Below are 17,726 nucleotides of genomic sequence, written 5' to 3'. Positions count from 1 at the left end.
TGTGACAAATAGAACCCTTTTACAGGGTTCTATTTGTTTTGCGCAGCAAACCAGGAAGAACCCCACAAAAAGGGTTCTTTTTGATTGCGCAGCAAACCAGAAGGAATCCTATCGTAGGGTTCTTTTTGATTTGCAGAGCATAAATGAGAGAAGGCTCGTTGACGTTTGTACGGCATTTGTGGGAGTATGGGATCTATCTTGGGAGAAGTATCTCCGAGATAATGTGTGATTCTCTGCCGCCAACCTATAGTTTCAGGAGAAGATATGACTCGGTCCACCCTATCTGGGGTAAAGCGGAGAGTAAATCCGCGGTGGACGTATCTCTGTCAGTCCGAAGACGGCTATATGTTCTATGTCATGTTCAGGGTGTACGGTTTGCCTCGTCTCTTCGGGGGCTGGGCTGACGACGCTGTGTTGAGTGAGCGCCAGGTGTGGGGCACCGGCTACAGTCGGTCCTCGGGCCATTTCAAGATAGACGCTTCTGAGGGCTCTCTCTTTGCCAGCCCCGAGAAGGCCCTGTATGGCCATACCTGGCTGCCTGCGCTGGCCACGACCCACTATGACATTACGGTCCAAAAAGACCACGCCGTGGTGCTACGTCGGCTTGACTGGGGAAGGCCCCTGGGATTGCGTGCGGCACTTGGTGGATTGGTGCCCTTTAGCGGCAAGTAGGCAGAGAAATAACCCTGGGGGGGAAGAATGATGAAATCATTTCATTCTTTCCCCCTACAAACACTGTTGTGATATTGACATAAGGGTATGAGACTCCCTGATACTTTTATGCTTCTGATAAGATGATACTCATGAAGATACAGATTATTTCACTATTTCCAGAGATGTTTCCGCCCGTTTTGGAAACTAGCATGCTCTACAAGGCCAAAGATAAAGGCATTGTGGAGTATAGCTATATCAATTTGCGCGACTTTGGGCTGGGTACTCGCAAAACCGTAGACGACACACCTTATGGCGGTGGCGATGGCATGCTGCTCAAGCCAGAGCCGCTGTTTGCGGCGGTAGAACACGCCAAGCAGCAAGATTCTGATGCGCTGGTGTATCTGATGACGCCCCGAGGCGACCGTTTGGTGCAAAAGCGTGCCCAGGAGATTGCCGATGAAGACAGCGGGATGATTATTATCTGTGCCCGGTATGAAGGCTACGACGAGCGTATCACTACTCTTGTAGACCGGCAGGTAAGTATTGGCGACTTTGTGCTGACCGGCGGCGAACTGCCAGCCATGATGCTGGTAGACGCTGTTGTCCGGCTAATCCCTGGTGTTTTGGGCGGCGAAAAGAGCGCCGAGATAGAAAGTTTTAGCGACGGGGACAATCTGGAGTTTCCGCAGTACACTCGCCCCGAAGACTTTCGGGGTATGCAGGTGCCAGAAGTATTACTGAGTGGCAACCATGCCCAGATAGAAGCTTGGCGCCAAGAGCAGGCGAACGCTCAAACAAGATAAGGGAGAGCAGCTGGAAAGAATGTCTAGGCCGTTTGTGAGAGGAGCTGTCGATAGACGCTAATATAGCCTTGAACCATTTTCTTGGCAGTAAAGTTAAGCTCTACATGGTCACGGCATCCCTGACGGTCGAGCCCCTCGACTTTCTCTACATAGTTTGCCATTTCATCCACGGTTTCACCCAGGTAGCCGGTGCGCTTTTCCTCGTCCTCGTTGATAAGCTCTGGTAATGCACCTCGTCTTCGGCCCACTACAGGTACGCCAGCGGCCATGGCTTCTGCTACAAACATCCCAAAGGCCTCGGGCCAGTTTATGGGTGCAACAAGCGCATAGGCATCGCGTAGTAGCTCGTCGCGTTCGGCGGGTGTGATTTCGCCTATGTATTCGATGTCTTTACTGCTGTCGATGGCGGGTTCGACTTCGGTCTCAAAGTAGTCTCGGTTTATCGGGTCAACCTTGGCCGCCATGATAAGGCGTCTGCCGGTCTTTTTGGCAATTTCTATGGCAGATAGCGGGTCTTTCTCGGGACACATACGGCCTACGAACAGTAGGTCTTCTCCTGGCGACTCATTGACTTCGTACTCCGGAATCTTGATGCCATTATAGACAGTGGCTATGTAATTGAGATCTGGCGCTGGTTCTCGCTGTGCATTGCTGATGCTCACAAACGGTGCGTCTGGGTAGTTTTGCTGGAGTCTTTTATACATAGAAAGGTCTAGTCTGCTGTGGGGCGTGCAGACGAGCGGTATCGTAAGATTCATGATACGGCTGGCTCGTATCACAAGCTCAGGGGGGAATGTGTGGGTGTGAATGACATCGAATGCGTCCTGGTTGTCACGAATATGCCTTAGGCCAGCCTTGAGTGCTGTTCTGTTGAGCCTTCGGCGTGTGTCAAAATCGGCAGCTTCAGGCAACACACGTACTGCATGGGGCGTTGTGGCGTGAAGTGTTGCGGATGTCTCTGAGTCGCCGCTGGCAAAGAGTGTTACGTCATGGCCTTCCTCTACCAAACCCTCGGCTAGGTTAGATACTTGCACCTCGGTGCCACCGTACCGGACCGGCGGTACTCGCTCATCTGACGGCCCTACAATACCTATACGCACTACAACACACCTTTCTTTTAGGGAGAATATTAGGGGGGTAAATGTATCAGCTTGAGGCATAGTGGTACTGCCAGAAAGCTCACAAATAATTTTTGTGATATGTGATGTCGCAGCAGCAGGCTCGTCGCGATTTGCGGCTCCCGCCGGACATCTATCCTTACTGTTAAAAAGTTAACATTATCATTTTGCGTTTTGTGGCATGAAGATTGGTATAATAAGACTTTGAAATAGAAGGAGCCATTATGCGTTTAAGGAGTTTTATCAAGCCGGTTTACGCTCACTGTGATTTGCCTTGTGGGGTGTATGATCCTGCCCAGGCCCGTATAGAGGCAGAGTCGGTGCACAAAATACTAGAGAAATATAAAAGCTTGGACCACGAAGAAGACAGGTGGCGAGCGGTATTTATTAAAGAGCAGCGGTTGGAACTGGTGAAGCACCACTTGTGGGTGCTGTGGACTGACTACTTTAAGCCCGAGCACCTAGAAAAGCACCCGGACCTGCATGATTTATTTTGGAAGGCTACCAAGCAGGCCGGTGCGGTCAAAAAGATCACTGACGTGGATGAAAGCCAGAAGCTGTTAGATCTGATTGATGAGATTGCCAAAGTTTTTGCCGCCACCAAGTCGTAGACGCCCACTGGCTGTCAGGCAGATTCATGGCCACAGCATGTTGCCCGTACTTCCCCCGGGTACGTTTGTCGTGGGGCGGCGATGGTTTATGCGGCTGAGCCCGGGCGACGTGATTATTTTTGAGCACAACGGCAAAGAAAAGATAAAGCGCCTAGACCAACTGCAGGATGACAGGATTTTTGTGCTGGGGGACCATTCAGAGACAAGTACAGATAGCCGGCACTTTGGGTGGCTGCCCAGAGAATTGGTTGTGGCCAAAGTTTTCTGGCCTCATTCTCCACGCCATCGAGCAGAAGGCGTCGAGCGATCCTGACTGCCTGCCATTGTATCTGTGTTTTATTTATTGCATAATATCTAGCTTGGACTTTAAAATATTGGTACTACACCGTTTGGAAGCGGCGTTTTGTTGCCTAATTTAGGCAGCAGCACGCCGTTTCCGAACAGGATACTTACTCTTGGATCATCCAGGGGAACATAGGCTATCCTTGCGGCAGACAGAAGGGAATGTCTCATGGAGGCCCTTAGGCCAAGCGAAAGGGCTATTGGAGCTTCTCGCCGGCCACTCGAGACAAGAAGTGCAGGCCCTCATCGAAGCGGGTCATCTGCTGAAGATGATGCTTGGCAAAGATGTTGATCTGTCACAGGTTGACGTGCTGTCCTTCAAGGAGGGGTTACGGCCATTCGATCCGGCCAGTGCGTTCACCTCGCACGAAAAGCTGGCCAGTGCGTTTCTGGAACGTGCTCGCGTACGCCGTTGGCCGTTCACTCCCCGACAGCTTCAGGAAGTCGTGGACAAGCTGCCGCTTCATCCTTCTCATGGCCTGTCATGCTACTCTTTTGACATCTGGCTCGGTGATTTCGAGAGAACCTACAAGGAGCTATGGCTCTGGATGGGTGACGTCCTGGGTGTTGATGTGGTGCATGAGTGGCGCGGACTTTTCTGGGGCCGTGATCGCATGCAGCTTCTGCCTGGCGTCCGGCGTTATGTCGAGGGGCAGCCATCTCTGGGAGTAGTGCGGCTTGATCTGGGCGCTCATTGGCCTGGTGGCACTACGGGTCGCGTCTTCACCAGTCCGGCTAGCGTCCGTCGTTCAGAGAGTTCTCCGGGCCTCGAGCTGCTGGCTGCCGCGGCGCTGCACCCTAAGTGGTACGTGCGCACTGGCTCCCGCCTGGTTCCTGGTATCTGGCTTCCGGGTCTGCAGATCAGGGCGCGCGACGATGCACCGTGGACGCACGTGCCGCTCATGCGGTGGGTGGACGCCGAGCACGAGCTGTTCATGGGCGAGGCGCTTGACTCGGAGTCGCGCGGGCCATACTCGATCCCCGTGATCGTGGAACGCCTGTAGTTACCAGCCATTTGTCCTTTTGGGTCCGGATGGCACTGTCGATGCTCGCTTTTTATGCGTGCGCCGCCCAGTGCCCTCCGGACCCTTTCCACATCTGGATACAGTAACTCATAGACGTTGAGTAGTTTTTATTTTATAGTATACAAGTTGCACTTTTTAGAACCTGCTGTGCATTTTTTGGAGGTGGCGTTTTGTTGCCTAAGCTAGGCGGCAGTGCGCCGTTTCCGAATAGGATACCTGCTCTGACAATTCAGGGAGACACAGGATATCCTCGCACACTTGGTGAAGGGAGTGTTGATGACGGCCAGTATAGATCAGGTGACACGGCTACTACGGTTGCTCGCCGACCATCCTGGCGGTACTGTCGAGCGGCTGCTGGATTCACAGGACTTGCTCAGGATGTTGCTGGAGGTTGACCCAAGTCAGATTGACCGGCGACGCTTCGGGGCTGCCGTGGCTCCGTTTGATCCGGCCAGCGTGTTCGCGTCGCCCACCGACATGGCTACGGCCCTGAGGCGACGTGCCGAATGGCGGAGTTGGCCGCTTGCCAAAGAGCAGATCGATGTGGTTTGTGGCCAGCTTTTGCAAGGTCACAGCAGCGGCCTGCGGTGTCTGAGCGTTGACATCTGGCTGGGCGATCTGCAGACCACCTATATCGAGTTATGGCTGTGGATGTGCGATGTACACCGGTATTGGCCAGTCGACACTGTCTCCAGCGGAGCTGATCAGCTGCGATTGCTTGACGTCGGCCGCTATGGTGCAGAGCCAGAGGTGAAGACCGTGGAACTTGACCTGGGTGGCTATTGGACACCGCAACATCGTTGCCAGCACAGCCCAGAAAGTGTCCGTCATCCTGACACTTCGCCAGGTCTTGAAGTGCTAGCGGCTGCGGCCCTGCACCCGGAATGGTTGGTGAGAATGGGCACAAAGATGGTTCCGCGCGTTTGGTTGCCCGGCTTGCAGGTCAACGACTCGTCCCAACCTGAGTGGTCTGGAGTTCCGGTGCTGGATTGGCATCGTGACCGTGCACCCTATGTAGGTGCAGAATCGGGGTGGATCGTCAGCCCGGCGCGGGCTATACCGACTTTGATCAGTAGGTGGTAGACGCCGCTTTTTGATCGGGTCTTTTGGGGTCCGGAAAAGCACTGATTTGCCCGCCTTGCCGCGTGCATCCCAGTGCCTATCCGGACCCTTACTACTTTTATAAGTTTTTTATACTTCGCCGGATTCGTATTTTACTCTTTGGAGCTTGCCGTCGCAGGTGGTGCAGTTTTCTTCGTCGTCATATTCTGCGGTCCAGCGGGAGAGGGCCATCTGCCAAGGCACGTAGTCGTGGTAGGCAATGTAGTCGGCCATGCGCCGCAAGAAATGCCCAAGCCGTCCGTATATCCGAACGTTTCCCCACAAGGCGGCAGACCAGCCTGGCCCGGCAGGCATGACGTATATGGGCTTTTTGGCATGGTAGGGGTGGGGCTCTTTTTTGTCAGCCAGCCGCACGAGGTTCTTGGCAACGTATTTGGCGTCAGAAATAGCCACTTGGGCCATGCCAGTATAGGGTGTGTCGGCGTTGTCGCCAATGACGTAAATACCAGGCTCGGCCTGCAAGTATTGGTCTACCCGGACTTTGCCGGTGTGGGTTAGCTGGAACTCTTGAGCGCTAAAGAACGGGTTGTTGGTAACGCCGGCGGTCCAGATGACGGTGTGGCTGCGTATGGGTTTGCCGTCTACCATGAGTGCATCGGCGCTTTGAGCCTGGACGGCTTTGTTTAGCCGTACGGTAATGCCAATTTTTTGCAGATGTTTTTTGACTTTCTTGGACAAGTCTTTGGGCATGCGGGGCAGCAGCCGCGGGGCGGCCTCTATGAGGTCTACGTGCACTTTCTGGGGTTTGAGTCCATGACTTTTGGCAATCTTGCGGATATATGAAGGCAAGACACCGGCCAGTTCTACTCCCGTGGGGCCACCGCCAACAACCACATAGTTTAGGTCGGTTCGACCATCGCCTACCATCTGCTTGTGCAGGTGTTGTTTTAGCTTTTCGGCGTCGTCGGGGGTTTTTATGCCATAGGCAAATTCTTCTAGGCCTTCTATGTGGAAGAAATTGGTAGTGACACCCAGGCTTAGTACCAGGGCATCGTAGCCAAAGGACGTTTTGGAGCCGGTGATGACAGCGCGTGCCTTGCGGTCTAGGGCGGTCACTTTGTCTATCACGACCTTGACCTTGGTACCGGCAAAGATCTCTGTTAGTGGAATGCTAGAAACGCGCCGTGCACCCCCGGTGGCAACATGATACAACGTGCCGTAAATGCGAAAGTCCGAGTGGCTACTAATAAGCGTGATATGAAACCGGCGATCTTTCGCCAGTTCTAGCGCGGCCTTGACTCCCCCAAATCCGCCGCCAACGATAACAATGTTGTGGTTGCTCAGATGCTGCTCCTAAAATGGTCTATTTTAGTCATTTTCTTCCCTGGCATGATACCATAATGCTAAAGGTTAGACACGTATATATGGACTCTTTTCTGACGGCACTGAAACAGTTTGGCTTTACGGGCGAGACCGATGCTTCGGTGGAAACTCGGGACTTTTATAGTCACGACGCCTCTCTGTTCGAGGTAATGCCGCAGCTGGTGGTGTTCCCCAAGAATGCCAAGGATGTGCAGCGGATTGTGTCCGCCGCCGCAGAAGCTCGCAAAACTGTACCCAGTCTGTCGCTGACCGCTCGCAGTGGTGGTACCGATATGTCTGGCGGGGCTATTGGAGAGTCGGTGATCGTAGATTTTAACAAGCATATGAACCAGTTCATTACGGGTGATAACGAACATGCTCATGCCCAGCCTGGCATGTTCTACCGCGAATTCGAAAAAGAGACGCTGAAGCATCGGGCCCTCATGCCCAGTTTTCCGGCGTCGCGCGAGCTGTGTACTATCGGCGGTATGGTGGCCAACAATTCTGGTGGTGAGCTATCTTTGCGCTACGGTAAGACAGAGAAGTTTATAAAAGAGCTAAAAGTAGTATTTGCTGACGGCAAAGAATATACCGTAAAGCCGCTGACCAAAAAAGAGCTGGATGAAAAAATGGCCCAAAAAACATACGAGGGCCAGCTGTATAAGCAGACATTTCAGCTGATCGAGAAAAATTATGACACCATCAAGGCGGCCAAGCCTAACGTCAGCAAAAACTCTACGGGCTACAGCCTATGGAATGTATGGGACCGCGAAACAGGGATGTTTGACATGACTCAACTGATTGTTGGGTCGCAGGGGACGCTGGGGTTAGTGACTGATATTCAGTTTAAGCTGGTGCCGCAAGAGCCCTATTCTGGTGTATTGGTGGCATTCATGAGAAACACCAAGAATTTGGGTCAAGTGATTAATGAGGTGGTGTCGCAGAACCCTACCAGCTTTGAGTCCTTTGATAACTACACCCTGATGCTGTCTATCAAATTCTTCCCCTATTTTAGAAAGACGCTGGGATGGGGTGGACTGATCAAGCTAGCCTTTCAGCTAATTCCAGACGCCTTTGTATTGTTGCGCGGCATTCCCAAAATGGTGTTGCTGATAGAATTTACCGGACAAACCCAGCCAGAGGTAGACCAGAAAATCTCTGCCATGCACCAGCTGCTAAAAGACAACAAGCTGCAGGGCATAGAAGAAGACAACACCACCGCCAAAGCCTGGAAGTTCCGTATCATGCGCCGGGAGAGCTTTAACCTGCTGCGAAAAAAAGTAAAAGACAAGCACACCGCACCTTTTATTGATGACCTGGTGGTGCCGCCACCGTACCTGCCGGAGTTTTTGCCGCGGCTGCGCAAGATAATTACCAAATACAACCTGTTGGCTACGGTGGCTGGGCATATGGGTGATGGCAACTTTCATGTCATTCCACTGATGAAGATAGAAGAGCCCTCGGAGCGAGCCAAGCTGATGCCTGCCATGCGCGAGGTAAACGAGTTGGTGCTGAAATATGGTGGTTCATTGTCTGGCGAGCACAACGACGGCATGATCCGCGGCCCATGGTTGCGCCAAATGTATGGCCCCAAAGTGCTGGGCTTATTCAAGGAAACCAAAGATATTTTTGATCCGCAACATATCTTTAACCCTCACAAGAAAGCCACTGCCGACTGGGCTTATTCCATGAAGCATATTCGCGACCATTTTTAGGGGTAATGAGGAAACCGGGATAGGTTTCCTCATCGCGCCATGAAAATGTGCTCCATTTTCGTGGGCTGCTCCTTCCTGAGAGCAGATAAAATTTAGCCGAAGCAAGTTCGGACTAAATTTTTGTTTTTTGGGGAGACTTAAGTTGCGGATTATATTTTTTTGTTGTATAGTAATACGTTGTACTTTTACAGCACTCTTCCTGCCTGTCGGAGGTGCGATAGTTGTTTGGTGGCATCATGGGCGCAAGCCTTTTTTGCCTATCATGCCCCCAAACAACGCTGCGACCCTGGCAAGGAATGCGGCAACTACTCACTATGCGAGGTGCATGATGATACTTGTAGTGATCAATCACTCGGGCGAAAAGGGCTGGCATGGTCTTCCCTACGTGCCTTACGAGCTCGACGGTGTGGAGACCATCGGCGTCCATCCGCTCGAGCGCTACCGCCTGGTTGTTCGGAACACCCGGGACGAGCCAGTGCGTGCCGTCGTCTCAATCGATGGCATCGATTTGCACACTGGCAAGCACGCATGGGCGCGTCCGCACGAAAAGTGCCTCCGGCTGGGCCAACGCGAGTCCCGAACCGTCAACCCTGGCGCCAATGGCGGAAAGGATCTGGACTTCGGCTACTTCGGCGTCTACCCCAGTGTTCCTGACACCTCCGCCGGGCTGGGTGGCCTGGCTCTGATCGCCGTCGCGTTCTTCAAGCTCGACACCGACGAACCGATCGAGGTCGGATACCTTCGCTACATGAGCTGGGACAGCTTGCAGCGCATGTTGCGTCCGAGGGGTGTCGAGCCCAAGCAGTACGGCGGCGTGTCGATCTGATCAACTAGATCGCTGGCGTTGCCCCTAGGGTAGGAAGAGATGGCCAAAGGGCAGAACCCGACATGCGCTGGCAACCGCCGGCACCTCTGTCTCGTTCTCCCTTTGGCTTCTCACTCAAGCTTTTACAAGAGTATATAAAAGTTTAGGTGAGAATGCCGGGTTGCATGGTGTTGCAAAGCCCAAGCTGTCTTATTCTAGAATTGAGAATTTCTTTACGACATTTTGTTTGACCCACCAGGTGCGTAGGCCCCAAGCTTGCGTGCCATTGGTGCGATAGATGCCGGCAAGCACGAAGATATAGATGATATGGTCGTCCAACACAGGATTGTTTTCTGGCGGCAAGACCGCACCCCACATCATAAGGAGCAATAACGAACCGGTGATGGTGGCAATCCGCACGCCAATGCCCAGAATGAGTGCTACGCCAATGGACAGTAAGCCGATCATAAAGAGCCAGTCAATAAATGTATTGCCGGCTAAGGTTTGGTAGAATTCGGCAAGTGGTCCGCTTGTCCCAAACTTTAAAAATCCTATTGTGGGAGAGCCGCCTTCGATCCAGGCCTTCGAGCACATTGTTGTAACACTGCCGGTGGCTGCATCGCGACAAGTCGCAAAACCTAAGCCGAATAGTTTATCTACGAATGCCCACAAAAATATGGCACCCAAGCTAATGCGCAGCAAGGCCCATACCTTAATTCCGGAATGATCGAGAAATTTCTTTTTTGTCGCCATGGTTTCTCCTGTTATTTTTATTTAGACTGACAATTTGGCCTAGGGCGCTACGGTGAGGTAGCCGGTGAGGCTTGGGTGGAGGTGGTCATGGAACATGAACCCTCCGGATTCGTTAAGGGTGATGGTCTCGGCGCGTTCGTCGTCCAGCAATGTTTTATCTTCTCCGCCGTAGCTGTGGTAGTTAGGGTGAGGGCCAAAAACCATCTCGCGCTCCAGGCCGTCTTTATTGATGAACGTCAGGGTGTCGCACTGCTGGGCTTCGATACGGCTGGGGGTAGCGATACCTCCGCTAATGGTAACGACGTGATTGTCCTGGAGCTGGCCGCAGGCACCGGTCTTTTCGCCGCCTATCTGGGATATTCCTTCCTCTTGGGCCTGTTTCTTGACCACCTCTCTGGGTGACATGTTGTGGTACAGATTGCTCATGATAAACAAGGAAGCGCCTATGACCAGCACAATAATGCCGGCTGTCGCAAAGAAGAAAACTACGTTATAAAACGGCTTGGGTCCACGGCCCAGGTGCAGAAAGAAAAATATCTGGATAAACATCTGCAAAATTGCGATCCCCAAGATTGTTGCCAGCAGTGTGTTGCCCGTTAGTACTTTGTTCACCACTAGGTGATACGGAATGATGGTAAAGATCAGGGACAAAATAAAGCCGATAACATAAGACTTGGTTGTGCCGTGTTCGCCCTTTGGCTGGTGGTGGGGGGTGTGGGTTGTCTTGCTCATACGAACGCCCTCAGGTACACCACTGTGAAGATAAATATCCAGACAATATCTAAGAAGTGCCAGAACAGGCTGAGCAGGGCCAGCTTGCGGACCATGTGCGAGTTAAGACCTCTTTTTATGACAAACACCAGCGTGACTGCTAGCCATAGTAGCCCCGAGGTGATATGCAGGCCGTGTGTACCAACCAACAAGAAGAATGAAGACAGGAATGCGTTAACGGTCATGGTATGACCCTCGTGGATAAATTCGGCGAATTCATACAGCTCGATACCCAAGAAAGCCAGCCCCAGCAGGAAGGTGATGCCAAACCACACCAGCACTTGGCGTTTGATACCGCGGCGGGCAGCAATCATACCGATACCGGCGGTAAAGCTACTGGTCAGCAGGATCAGCGTTTCGGCTAGAGCCAACTGGGGTTTGAACAAATCACGGCCGCTTGGCCCGCCCATGGTATTGCCGTGGAGTACTGCGTATACCGCAAACAATATGGCAAACATCAACAGGTCGGTCATCAGGTAAACCCAAAAGCCGAACATCACGCGGTCGTTGGCGGCTTCTTCGTGAGTCATTTCTGCATGACGCGTCATCTTCTTTTGCCCCTCAGTATGCCCTTTGCTATTCCAAGGGCCCAAACTAGCACGATACGCACAAATTCTATAAGACCCATGTCTTCTTCGTTGGTATGGTCACCGCGCTGCAGGGCACGAACTTTTTGGGCGTGTGTTTTTTCCATCTTTTCAACTTGTTCGGCCGAAATTATATATTCGGAATCTTCGTTGAACGTTCGAGCAATCAAACAGGCGATGATGCCAACTATGCCAACCACGGCCAGCCAGTTCATCTCCCAGACAAACCCAAATCCAGCCAAAAAAGCAAAGATAGAGATATATATGCCAGAGGCAGTGTTCTTGGGCGTAGGTATGTCTTCGTAGGTATGTTTTGGTTTGTGCAGATGCTTCATTTCCCAGTACGCATCACGGCTATTTACTTCTGGGATGGTAGCAAAGTTGTAGGCGGGAGCGGGTGAGCTGACCGACCACTCCAGAGTGCGGCCATCCCATGGATCGCCCGTGGTGTCGTACAGTCGCTTTCTTTGTATGACGCTGGCAATAATTTGTACGATTTGCAGGGCTACGCCAACGGCAATGATAAGACCTCCGACAAGTGCCATGATGTAGAATGGCTGCCAGCCCTTGGCGGAGTCATAGTGGTCTAATCTTCTGGTGGCTCCCATGAGTCCGAGGATATACAGTGGAGTAAAGGCGACGAAGAATCCAATTATCCAACTCCACACGGCGTACCGACCGATCCGCTCGTTTAGCTTGAATCCGGCAAATTTAGGGAACCAATAGTTTAGCCCGGCAAAGATGCCAAACAGCACCCCGCCGATAACCGTGGAGTGAAAGTGTGCCACCAAGAACAGACTGTTGTGCAGCTGGAAATCAACGGGCGGTATAGCCAGCAACACGCCAGAAATCCCCCCGAGCGCAAAAATGGCAATGAACCCAAGGAACCACAGCATGGGTGTGGTGAACCGTATCCGGCCCTTATACATGGTGGCAATCCAGCTGAACACCAGCACGGTTGTGGGTATGGCGATTAGCATGGTTGCTACCCCAAAGGCGGAGTTTACTTCGGCGCTGGCGCCCATAGTAAAGAAGTGGTGCAGCCATACCAACAGTGCAATGGACGAGACGCCGATCATGGCCAGAACATTGGATTTGTAGTAAGCCACTGGCTTGCGGCTAAAGGTAGAAACTATTTCTGAAAAGACACCGAACGACGGCAGCATGAGGATATACACTTCCGGGTGTCCCCACATCCAGATCAGGTTGGTGTACATCATGGCATTGCCGCCTGCGTCTGTCGTAAAGAAGTGAGTGCCAAAATAGCGGTCAAAGAACACCAGGAAAAGTGTCATGGTAAGCAGCGGAAAGACGCTGACCGCCATGATCATGCTGCACAAGCTGCCCCACGTGAACAAGGGCATCTTTAGAAGAGACATTCCTTTGGCGCGCATTTTGAGGATGGTCATAATAAAGTTGATGGCGCCCAGTGTGGTGCCGATACCAGAAATTTGCAGACTCCATATCCAATAATCCACTCCCACACCCGGACTAAACGCTTTGCCGGACAGCGGGGCAACGGCCAGCCAGCCGGTTGCGGCGTATTCTCCGCCAAACAAGAAGAACATATTTACCATAAGGACGCCGGCCACATACAGCCAAAACCCGAGTGTGTTCATAAACGGCGATGCTAGGTCGCGTGCCCCGATCTGCAAAGGAACAATGTAGTTGATAAGGCCAAAGATAAGTCCCATAGCCACAAAGAACACCATGATGTTGCCGTGGGCTGTAAAGATTTGCTGAAAGTGTTCCGCCGACAGGTAGCCGTGCGAAGCTCCGGATGACAGTGACTGCTGCAGCCACATCATGATGGCATCTAGCCCACCTCGAAGCAGCATGAACCCTCCAACGATAAAATACATGATGCCGATCCGCTTGGGATCAACCGACGTCAGCCACTCGTTCCATAGCCACTTCCAGCGTTTTGTGTAGGTCAGGAGGGCAATGACCGTGACCCCCATTAATATAAAAGATACGGACCCGGCAATAGTGAACCACTCATGCGGCAGCGCGTGCGAGTTTAGCCTTCCCAGCCAGAATTCTCTCATTAGTAGTGTCCCTCATGCTCGGTATGTTCACCTTGTTTTGTAGGGTGCTGGTGAGATCCGGCGTATTTACTCAGTATAGTACTATATATTTTTGGATCAGCGCTGGAATAAAACTCGGCCGGGTGATTCTCGGTGGGCTTGAGCAATTTTGCATATTCCTGGGTGCTTAGTTCATGGGCGGATAGCTTTTTGGCATATACCCATGCATCAAAATCTTCCTGGGTGCTGACGCGGGTGTTAAACCTCATGCCAGCAAAACCGGCCCCGTTTATTTCGGCTGCGCTGCCTTCGTAGTCGCCCAGTGTGTCGGGCAGTAGGTTTAGCTGGTTGACGTGCTCGGTCATGGCGTACAGCTGGCCACCTAGGTGGGGGATCCAGAACGAGCTCATGGGTGTTTCGTCAGCTGTTAGTTCAAACTTGACAGGGGTATCCACGGGGATCTGTACATAATTGACAGTCGCGATGTTTTGTTCGGGGTATATAAACAGCCACTTCCAGCGCATGGCTACCACCTGGACAGTCAAAGGTTCTTTTTCGGTTTGGATGCTGTCCTGTGGTTCGAGCTTGAAGGTTGCCGGCACCATTATCGACGCCAAAATCAGCATGATAGCCGTCGGCATGGCCCAAAATGCCAAGACGGGCAGCTTGCCGCGACTGGCAGCCGGGTTGTGGGCAGATTTTTGGTTGGTTTCCCGGTATTTCCAGGCAAAGAAGTAAAGGAAAAAGAGCACTGGCACCGCAAAGCCCAGCATGATTAATGTAGAGGTTACCATTAGCCGATGTTGCTCGGTGGCTATTAGGCCCTTGGGGTTAAACAGGATAACGTCGTTGCCACGCAAAAGTACCGCGACAAGCACGCAGAGGCCTACCAATCCAAATAAGGCCAGCCATAGAGGCTTACCCTGGGTTTTTTTGCGTTTTGCCATTTAACACTCCATGATCACTTGCCCGATATCCTTATGCTTAATATACCATATGACTCCTCTGCTTACGCTTAATGAGCGGTGTCGTATATAATCAAGCTCATTAAGGGGCAAAAGTGGAAGTAGCCAAGAAATATATTGCTGTTACAAAGCCAGGCATTATCCGAGCTAACGTCATGACGGCTGGTGCTGGTTTTTTGCTGGCCTCTGGGCGGTCGATTGATCTCTGGCAGCTGCTGGCTACTTGTGTTGGTGTGGCCTTGGTTATCGGCTGCGCTTGCGTCTGTAACAATTATATTGACCGCAACATTGATAAAAAAATGGCCCGCACAAAAAACCGTGCGTTGGTGCAAGGGGCCATAAGCCCACCCCATGCTTTTGTGTATGCCGCTGCGCTGGGCGGGCTTGGTTTTGCGGTACTAGCCGTGGGGACAAACATACTGACGGTGTCCTTGGGCGTACTGGCTTTTGGTATGTATGTTGGGGTGTATGCGGTTGCCAAGCGGGCCTCTCCGCTAGGTACGCTGGTGGGCAGCATACCTGGGGCTTTGTCTATAACGGCCGGCTATACGGCTGCAAACGGCCGGTTTGATACTGGTGCCTTGCTGGTGTTTTTGGTGCTGGCAAGCTGGCAGATGCCACATTTTTACGCCATAGCTATGTATCGATTCCAGGACTACAAGGCCGCTGGCTTGCCGGTCCTGCCGGTGGCAAAGGGCAATCATCGTGCCAAGGTAAGCATATTGGGTTATATCGTGTTGTTTGTTGTGGCGACAAGCCTGCTAACAACCCTGGGCTACACGGGATATGTGTACTTAGTAGCTATGACAGTAGTTGGGCTGTGGTGGCTTTATAAAGCAATCAAAGGCTTTGGCGTAGAAGATGACGTCAAGTGGGCGCGCGGCCTGTTTGGGGTGTCGCTGGTGGTGCTCACTGCCTTTAGTCTACTCATATCACTCGACGCCTGGTTGCCGTAAAATTAAACTTGCTAGTGGTATACTTTTAGTATGATGCTTTTACTCCATATTATGACCGCCTTTGGCGGCATGGCCTTCACGGCTTATACCTATCTGGCGCCATCGAGGCGCAAACTACAGACGTCTTATGCCTTTGCCTCGGCGACGTTGGCTACGGGCACATATTTACTGATAATCAAACCGTCTCACTTACTAGAGGCGTGTATTATGGGACTTATCTATTTTGCGATTGTGGGTGCTGGTATATATCTGGCCCAAAACAAACTAACCTACCAAATCGCCAAATCAAAGGACATGTAAAAGGTGCCGCATATTGTTTTTGTCTCCCCCTTGGGACGTCATGGGTCGGCTTAGCTTGAGCTAGTCCGCCCGAAAAAACTGAGTGCTACAACAGAGACTACTGCCACAAACCAAGCAATCATAAGACTATTTGGATTGATTGCGAGTTTTCCGCTAAAAGCGGTCATACCGAGGCTGCGACCCGCAATGCCGCCACAGACCGAACCAATAATGCCTAATAGTATGTACGGAACCGTAGCCCTATGATCATTTGTCCGGGTGGCTAACGAGCCGATCCATCCGGTAAGTGCCCCAAGCCCAATCCATAGCACAAGTTCAAACATACATGCAGCACCTATTACATCTACTCTGTCACCTAGAACTTGCACGGTCCCGCTCCGATCAGCTGGACTTGAAGTTTCTTATGTAGGGGACGAGTCCTGGGGACGACGCGTGAGCGTACCTATGGCTTTTTCGGAAGTGCTTAGATTGGGGTATTGTTTGAACTTCCTGCCGAGGAAGGAATCAATCCTTGTGTCTAGGTCTACCCTATTGGCCTGCGAGTTTCTCATGCTCGTCTCCTTTCGTTATTGATGTTCGAGCTGTTAACTCATAAATAGCATAACTATATAGGGGTGATTTATCTGTAAGAATGATTACATATAGTACAATAACCGAAGTGATTTTGCTGCCTGGCCACTATGACGCTACAATGGAAGGGCAAACTAATTTCAAATATGGGGAAGTTGCAGACTGTGCTAGGTGAAGCTTTTCAGCCGTTTTTAAAGACACTTATTACCAAACGCTTCCGTCAGGGGAATATTCTTATCTATCAAGGTGAGGTTCCTCGGAATGCTTATATTGTGAAGTCGGGGATCGTAAAGCTATACAACATCACCCCACAAGGTGACGAACGTATTGCGACGTTCAAGCTACAGGGTGATATTTTCCCCACCACTTGGTCGTTCGATAAAGGTCCTACTGCTTTTTATTATTACGAGGCGCAGACCGACGGCGAAATGTACGTGGTCCCCACCGAAGAGTTCAGGGACTATATCAATAAAAATCATGAAGCCTTACAGGCCGTGGCTAATCACTATCTAGGCAACTATGCTGGTGCGCTGATGCGTATCACTGCACTGGAACAGCCCAAAGCTGCCGACAAAGTTTTGTACACGCTGTACTACCTGATGCAGGTATACGGCCGCGAAATGCTAAAGGGCTCTTACCGCATAGAAATGCAGCTGACTCAGCAAATGATTGCTGACTTGATTGGCCTGACGCGCGAAACAACGGCGGCAGAACTGGTCAAGTTAAAGAAAAAAGGCATATTGCGCTATCGTGGCCGCGAGTACACCATCAACCGTGACAAATTGATCCTGTCCTTGGGCGAAGACAATTTCAAAGACCTCCAGATCTAGCCTTTGACAGTGGTGATCACATCCATCTATAAGTAGGCACTGCGCCTCTGCGTAAGCCTGTCTGCTAGGGATTGCATACACACCCCCAGACAGGCGGTTCCAGAAACATGACTGTTCGGGTGGCATCCGGCATTTGGCTCCTGTGGAACTTGCCCTGCCTTATTAATTGATTCAATGGAAAGCAGGGCTTCAGACAGTCCTCGGAGCGCATAATGCCGAATGCCCCCGTCCAATCAGTTTCTGCAAAGCCTGATCTGAGCGTATGTATCCAATCCCCCGGCACTGGGTTGCCTACGTGAAGACACCCGTGCTGTGGTCTTCGCGCTGGATTGCATCTGTGGGCCCAGGCTGGCTTTGGGTAAACAGATTAGACAGGGAAGGTTCTGCTACCTGCGCAGCGAGGACTGTGTGCAGTCCTGTATTTCGTTTGAAATCAATAACAAAGACAGGACAAGTTCCGCAAGCTGCCA

General features: G+C 51.8%; 20 protein-coding genes. 11 read left to right on the top strand and 9 right to left on the bottom strand.

Going from position 1 to position 17,726, the window contains the following annotated elements:
- The first annotated feature begins 264 nt into the window (after positions 1-264).
- Together VK694_03760 and trmD are read left to right on the top strand one after the other, a co-directional pair.
- On the top strand, positions 265-672 hold the full coding sequence (locus VK694_03760; GenBank protein HTE57839.1) for a hypothetical protein: 408 nt from the start codon (positions 265-267) through the stop codon (positions 670-672).
- Between the two features lie 131 nt (positions 673-803).
- Entirely contained in the window at positions 804-1,457 is a 654-nt protein-coding gene (gene trmD / locus VK694_03755; protein HTE57838.1) for a tRNA (guanosine(37)-N1)-methyltransferase TrmD, read from the top strand.
- A gap of 23 nt (positions 1,458-1,480) precedes the next feature.
- Here the strand turns inward: trmD and VK694_03750 are convergent, their stop codons facing one another.
- Complete coding sequence (locus VK694_03750) at positions 1,481-2,557, bottom strand: glycosyltransferase family 4 protein (protein ID HTE57837.1); 1,077 nt, start codon at positions 2,555-2,557, stop codon at positions 1,481-1,483.
- Between the two features lie 242 nt (positions 2,558-2,799).
- On the opposite strand from VK694_03750, the gene sodN reads away from it, so the two are divergent.
- The 4 genes from sodN (at position 2,800) to VK694_03730 (ending at position 5,636) form a co-directional block, all read left to right on the top strand.
- Entirely contained in the window at positions 2,800-3,186 is a 387-nt protein-coding gene (gene sodN, locus VK694_03745) for a superoxide dismutase, Ni (GenBank protein ID HTE57836.1), read from the top strand.
- Entirely contained in the window at positions 3,149-3,499 is a 351-nt protein-coding gene (locus VK694_03740) for a S26 family signal peptidase (GenBank protein HTE57835.1), read from the top strand. The genes sodN and VK694_03740 overlap by 38 nt, the downstream gene beginning before the upstream one ends.
- 229 nt (positions 3,500-3,728) lie before the next feature.
- On the top strand, positions 3,729-4,532 hold the full coding sequence (locus VK694_03735) for a hypothetical protein (GenBank protein ID HTE57834.1): 804 nt from the start codon (positions 3,729-3,731) through the stop codon (positions 4,530-4,532).
- A 297-nt stretch (positions 4,533-4,829) separates the two neighbouring features.
- Complete coding sequence (locus VK694_03730; GenBank protein HTE57833.1) at positions 4,830-5,636, top strand: hypothetical protein; 807 nt, start codon at positions 4,830-4,832, stop codon at positions 5,634-5,636.
- 108 nt (positions 5,637-5,744) lie between these two features.
- Here VK694_03730 and VK694_03725 read toward each other — a convergent pair whose 3' ends face one another.
- Positions 5,745-6,938, bottom strand: a complete 1,194-nt coding sequence (locus VK694_03725) for an FAD-dependent oxidoreductase (GenBank protein HTE57832.1) — start codon at positions 6,936-6,938, stop codon at positions 5,745-5,747.
- Positions 6,939-7,039: 101 nt separating this feature from the next.
- Between VK694_03725 and VK694_03720 the strand changes: the two genes are divergently transcribed.
- Positions 7,040-8,692: an FAD-binding oxidoreductase gene (locus VK694_03720; protein ID HTE57831.1), complete on the top strand. Its 1,653-nt coding sequence runs from the start codon at positions 7,040-7,042 to the stop codon at positions 8,690-8,692.
- 142 nt (positions 8,693-8,834) lie between these two features.
- Positions 8,835-9,518, top strand: a complete 684-nt coding sequence (locus tag VK694_03715) for a hypothetical protein (GenBank protein HTE57830.1) — start codon at positions 8,835-8,837, stop codon at positions 9,516-9,518.
- A 189-nt stretch (positions 9,519-9,707) separates the two neighbouring features.
- Here the strand turns inward: VK694_03715 and VK694_03710 are convergent, their stop codons facing one another.
- The 5 genes from VK694_03710 to VK694_03690 are packed head-to-tail and all read right to left on the bottom strand — an operon-like array spanning position 9,708 to position 14,582.
- The gene (locus VK694_03710) at positions 9,708-10,250 is read right to left on the bottom strand and encodes a hypothetical protein (GenBank protein HTE57829.1); all 543 of its coding nucleotides are present in this window, start codon (positions 10,248-10,250) and stop codon (positions 9,708-9,710) included.
- A 39-nt stretch (positions 10,251-10,289) separates the two neighbouring features.
- Positions 10,290-10,982: a cytochrome o ubiquinol oxidase subunit IV gene (gene cyoD / locus VK694_03705; protein HTE57828.1), complete on the bottom strand. Its 693-nt coding sequence runs from the start codon at positions 10,980-10,982 to the stop codon at positions 10,290-10,292.
- Positions 10,979-11,569, bottom strand: a complete 591-nt coding sequence (gene cyoC, locus VK694_03700; protein ID HTE57827.1) for a cytochrome o ubiquinol oxidase subunit III — start codon at positions 11,567-11,569, stop codon at positions 10,979-10,981. The genes cyoD and cyoC overlap by 4 nt, the downstream gene beginning before the upstream one ends.
- Positions 11,566-13,656, bottom strand: coding sequence for a cbb3-type cytochrome c oxidase subunit I (locus VK694_03695; GenBank protein HTE57826.1), 2,091 nt, complete (start codon positions 13,654-13,656; stop codon positions 11,566-11,568). Before VK694_03695 ends, cyoC begins: the two co-directional genes overlap by 4 nt.
- Positions 13,656-14,582 carry a COX aromatic rich motif-containing protein gene (locus VK694_03690; protein ID HTE57825.1) on the bottom strand — a complete coding sequence of 309 codons (927 nt, stop codon included), beginning with the start codon at positions 14,580-14,582 and terminating at the stop codon, positions 13,656-13,658. The genes VK694_03695 and VK694_03690 overlap by 1 nt, the downstream gene beginning before the upstream one ends.
- A gap of 113 nt (positions 14,583-14,695) precedes the next feature.
- Between VK694_03690 and cyoE the strand changes: the two genes are divergently transcribed.
- Complete coding sequence (cyoE, locus tag VK694_03685) at positions 14,696-15,556, top strand: heme o synthase (GenBank protein ID HTE57824.1); 861 nt, start codon at positions 14,696-14,698, stop codon at positions 15,554-15,556.
- A gap of 30 nt (positions 15,557-15,586) precedes the next feature.
- The gene (locus tag VK694_03680) at positions 15,587-15,856 is read left to right on the top strand and encodes a hypothetical protein (protein ID HTE57823.1); all 270 of its coding nucleotides are present in this window, start codon (positions 15,587-15,589) and stop codon (positions 15,854-15,856) included.
- A 50-nt stretch (positions 15,857-15,906) separates the two neighbouring features.
- Here the strand turns inward: VK694_03680 and VK694_03675 are convergent, their stop codons facing one another.
- Positions 15,907-16,179, bottom strand: a complete 273-nt coding sequence (locus VK694_03675; GenBank protein ID HTE57822.1) for a GlsB/YeaQ/YmgE family stress response membrane protein — start codon at positions 16,177-16,179, stop codon at positions 15,907-15,909.
- A 78-nt stretch (positions 16,180-16,257) separates the two neighbouring features.
- Positions 16,258-16,407 (bottom strand): hypothetical protein, encoded by a 150-nt coding sequence (locus VK694_03670; protein ID HTE57821.1) that lies wholly within the window; start codon positions 16,405-16,407, stop codon positions 16,258-16,260.
- 165 nt (positions 16,408-16,572) lie between these two features.
- Between VK694_03670 and VK694_03665 the strand changes: the two genes are divergently transcribed.
- Positions 16,573-17,256, top strand: a complete 684-nt coding sequence (locus VK694_03665) for a Crp/Fnr family transcriptional regulator (GenBank protein HTE57820.1) — start codon at positions 16,573-16,575, stop codon at positions 17,254-17,256.
- The last annotated feature ends 470 nt before the right edge of the window (positions 17,257-17,726 follow it).

This window comes from Verrucomicrobiia bacterium (assembly GCA_035489575.1).
GTDB lineage: Bacteria > Patescibacteriota > Saccharimonadia > Saccharimonadales > JAGQNK01 > DATHJY01.
This window is presented reverse-complemented; position numbering and strand designations above follow the sequence as displayed.

Bases quoted from the DNA above. Each gene is read 5' to 3' on its own strand.
- VK694_03760 (HTE57839.1), top strand. From the start codon at position 265: ATGACTCGGTCCACCCTATCTGGGGTAAAGCGGAGAGTAAATCCGCGG.
- trmD (HTE57838.1), top strand. From the start codon at position 804: ATGAAGATACAGATTATTTCACTATTTCCAGAGATGTTTCCGCCCGTT.
- sodN (HTE57836.1), top strand. From the start codon at position 2,800: ATGCGTTTAAGGAGTTTTATCAAGCCGGTTTACGCTCACTGTGATTTG.
- VK694_03740 (HTE57835.1), top strand. From the start codon at position 3,149: ATGAGATTGCCAAAGTTTTTGCCGCCACCAAGTCGTAGACGCCCACTG.
- VK694_03730 (HTE57833.1), top strand. From the start codon at position 4,830: ATGACGGCCAGTATAGATCAGGTGACACGGCTACTACGGTTGCTCGCC.
- VK694_03720 (HTE57831.1), top strand. From the start codon at position 7,040: ATGGACTCTTTTCTGACGGCACTGAAACAGTTTGGCTTTACGGGCGAG.
- VK694_03710 (HTE57829.1), bottom strand. From the start codon at position 10,250: ATGGCGACAAAAAAGAAATTTCTCGATCATTCCGGAATTAAGGTATGG.
- cyoD (HTE57828.1), bottom strand. From the start codon at position 10,982: ATGAGCAAGACAACCCACACCCCCCACCACCAGCCAAAGGGCGAACAC.
- cyoC (HTE57827.1), bottom strand. From the start codon at position 11,569: ATGACGCGTCATGCAGAAATGACTCACGAAGAAGCCGCCAACGACCGC.
- VK694_03695 (HTE57826.1), bottom strand. From the start codon at position 13,656: ATGAGAGAATTCTGGCTGGGAAGGCTAAACTCGCACGCGCTGCCGCAT.
- VK694_03690 (HTE57825.1), bottom strand. From the start codon at position 14,582: ATGGCAAAACGCAAAAAAACCCAGGGTAAGCCTCTATGGCTGGCCTTA.
- VK694_03680 (HTE57823.1), top strand. From the start codon at position 15,587: ATGATGCTTTTACTCCATATTATGACCGCCTTTGGCGGCATGGCCTTC.
- VK694_03675 (HTE57822.1), bottom strand. From the start codon at position 16,179: ATGTTTGAACTTGTGCTATGGATTGGGCTTGGGGCACTTACCGGATGG.
- VK694_03670 (HTE57821.1), bottom strand. From the start codon at position 16,407: ATGAGAAACTCGCAGGCCAATAGGGTAGACCTAGACACAAGGATTGAT.
- VK694_03665 (HTE57820.1), top strand. From the start codon at position 16,573: ATGGGGAAGTTGCAGACTGTGCTAGGTGAAGCTTTTCAGCCGTTTTTA.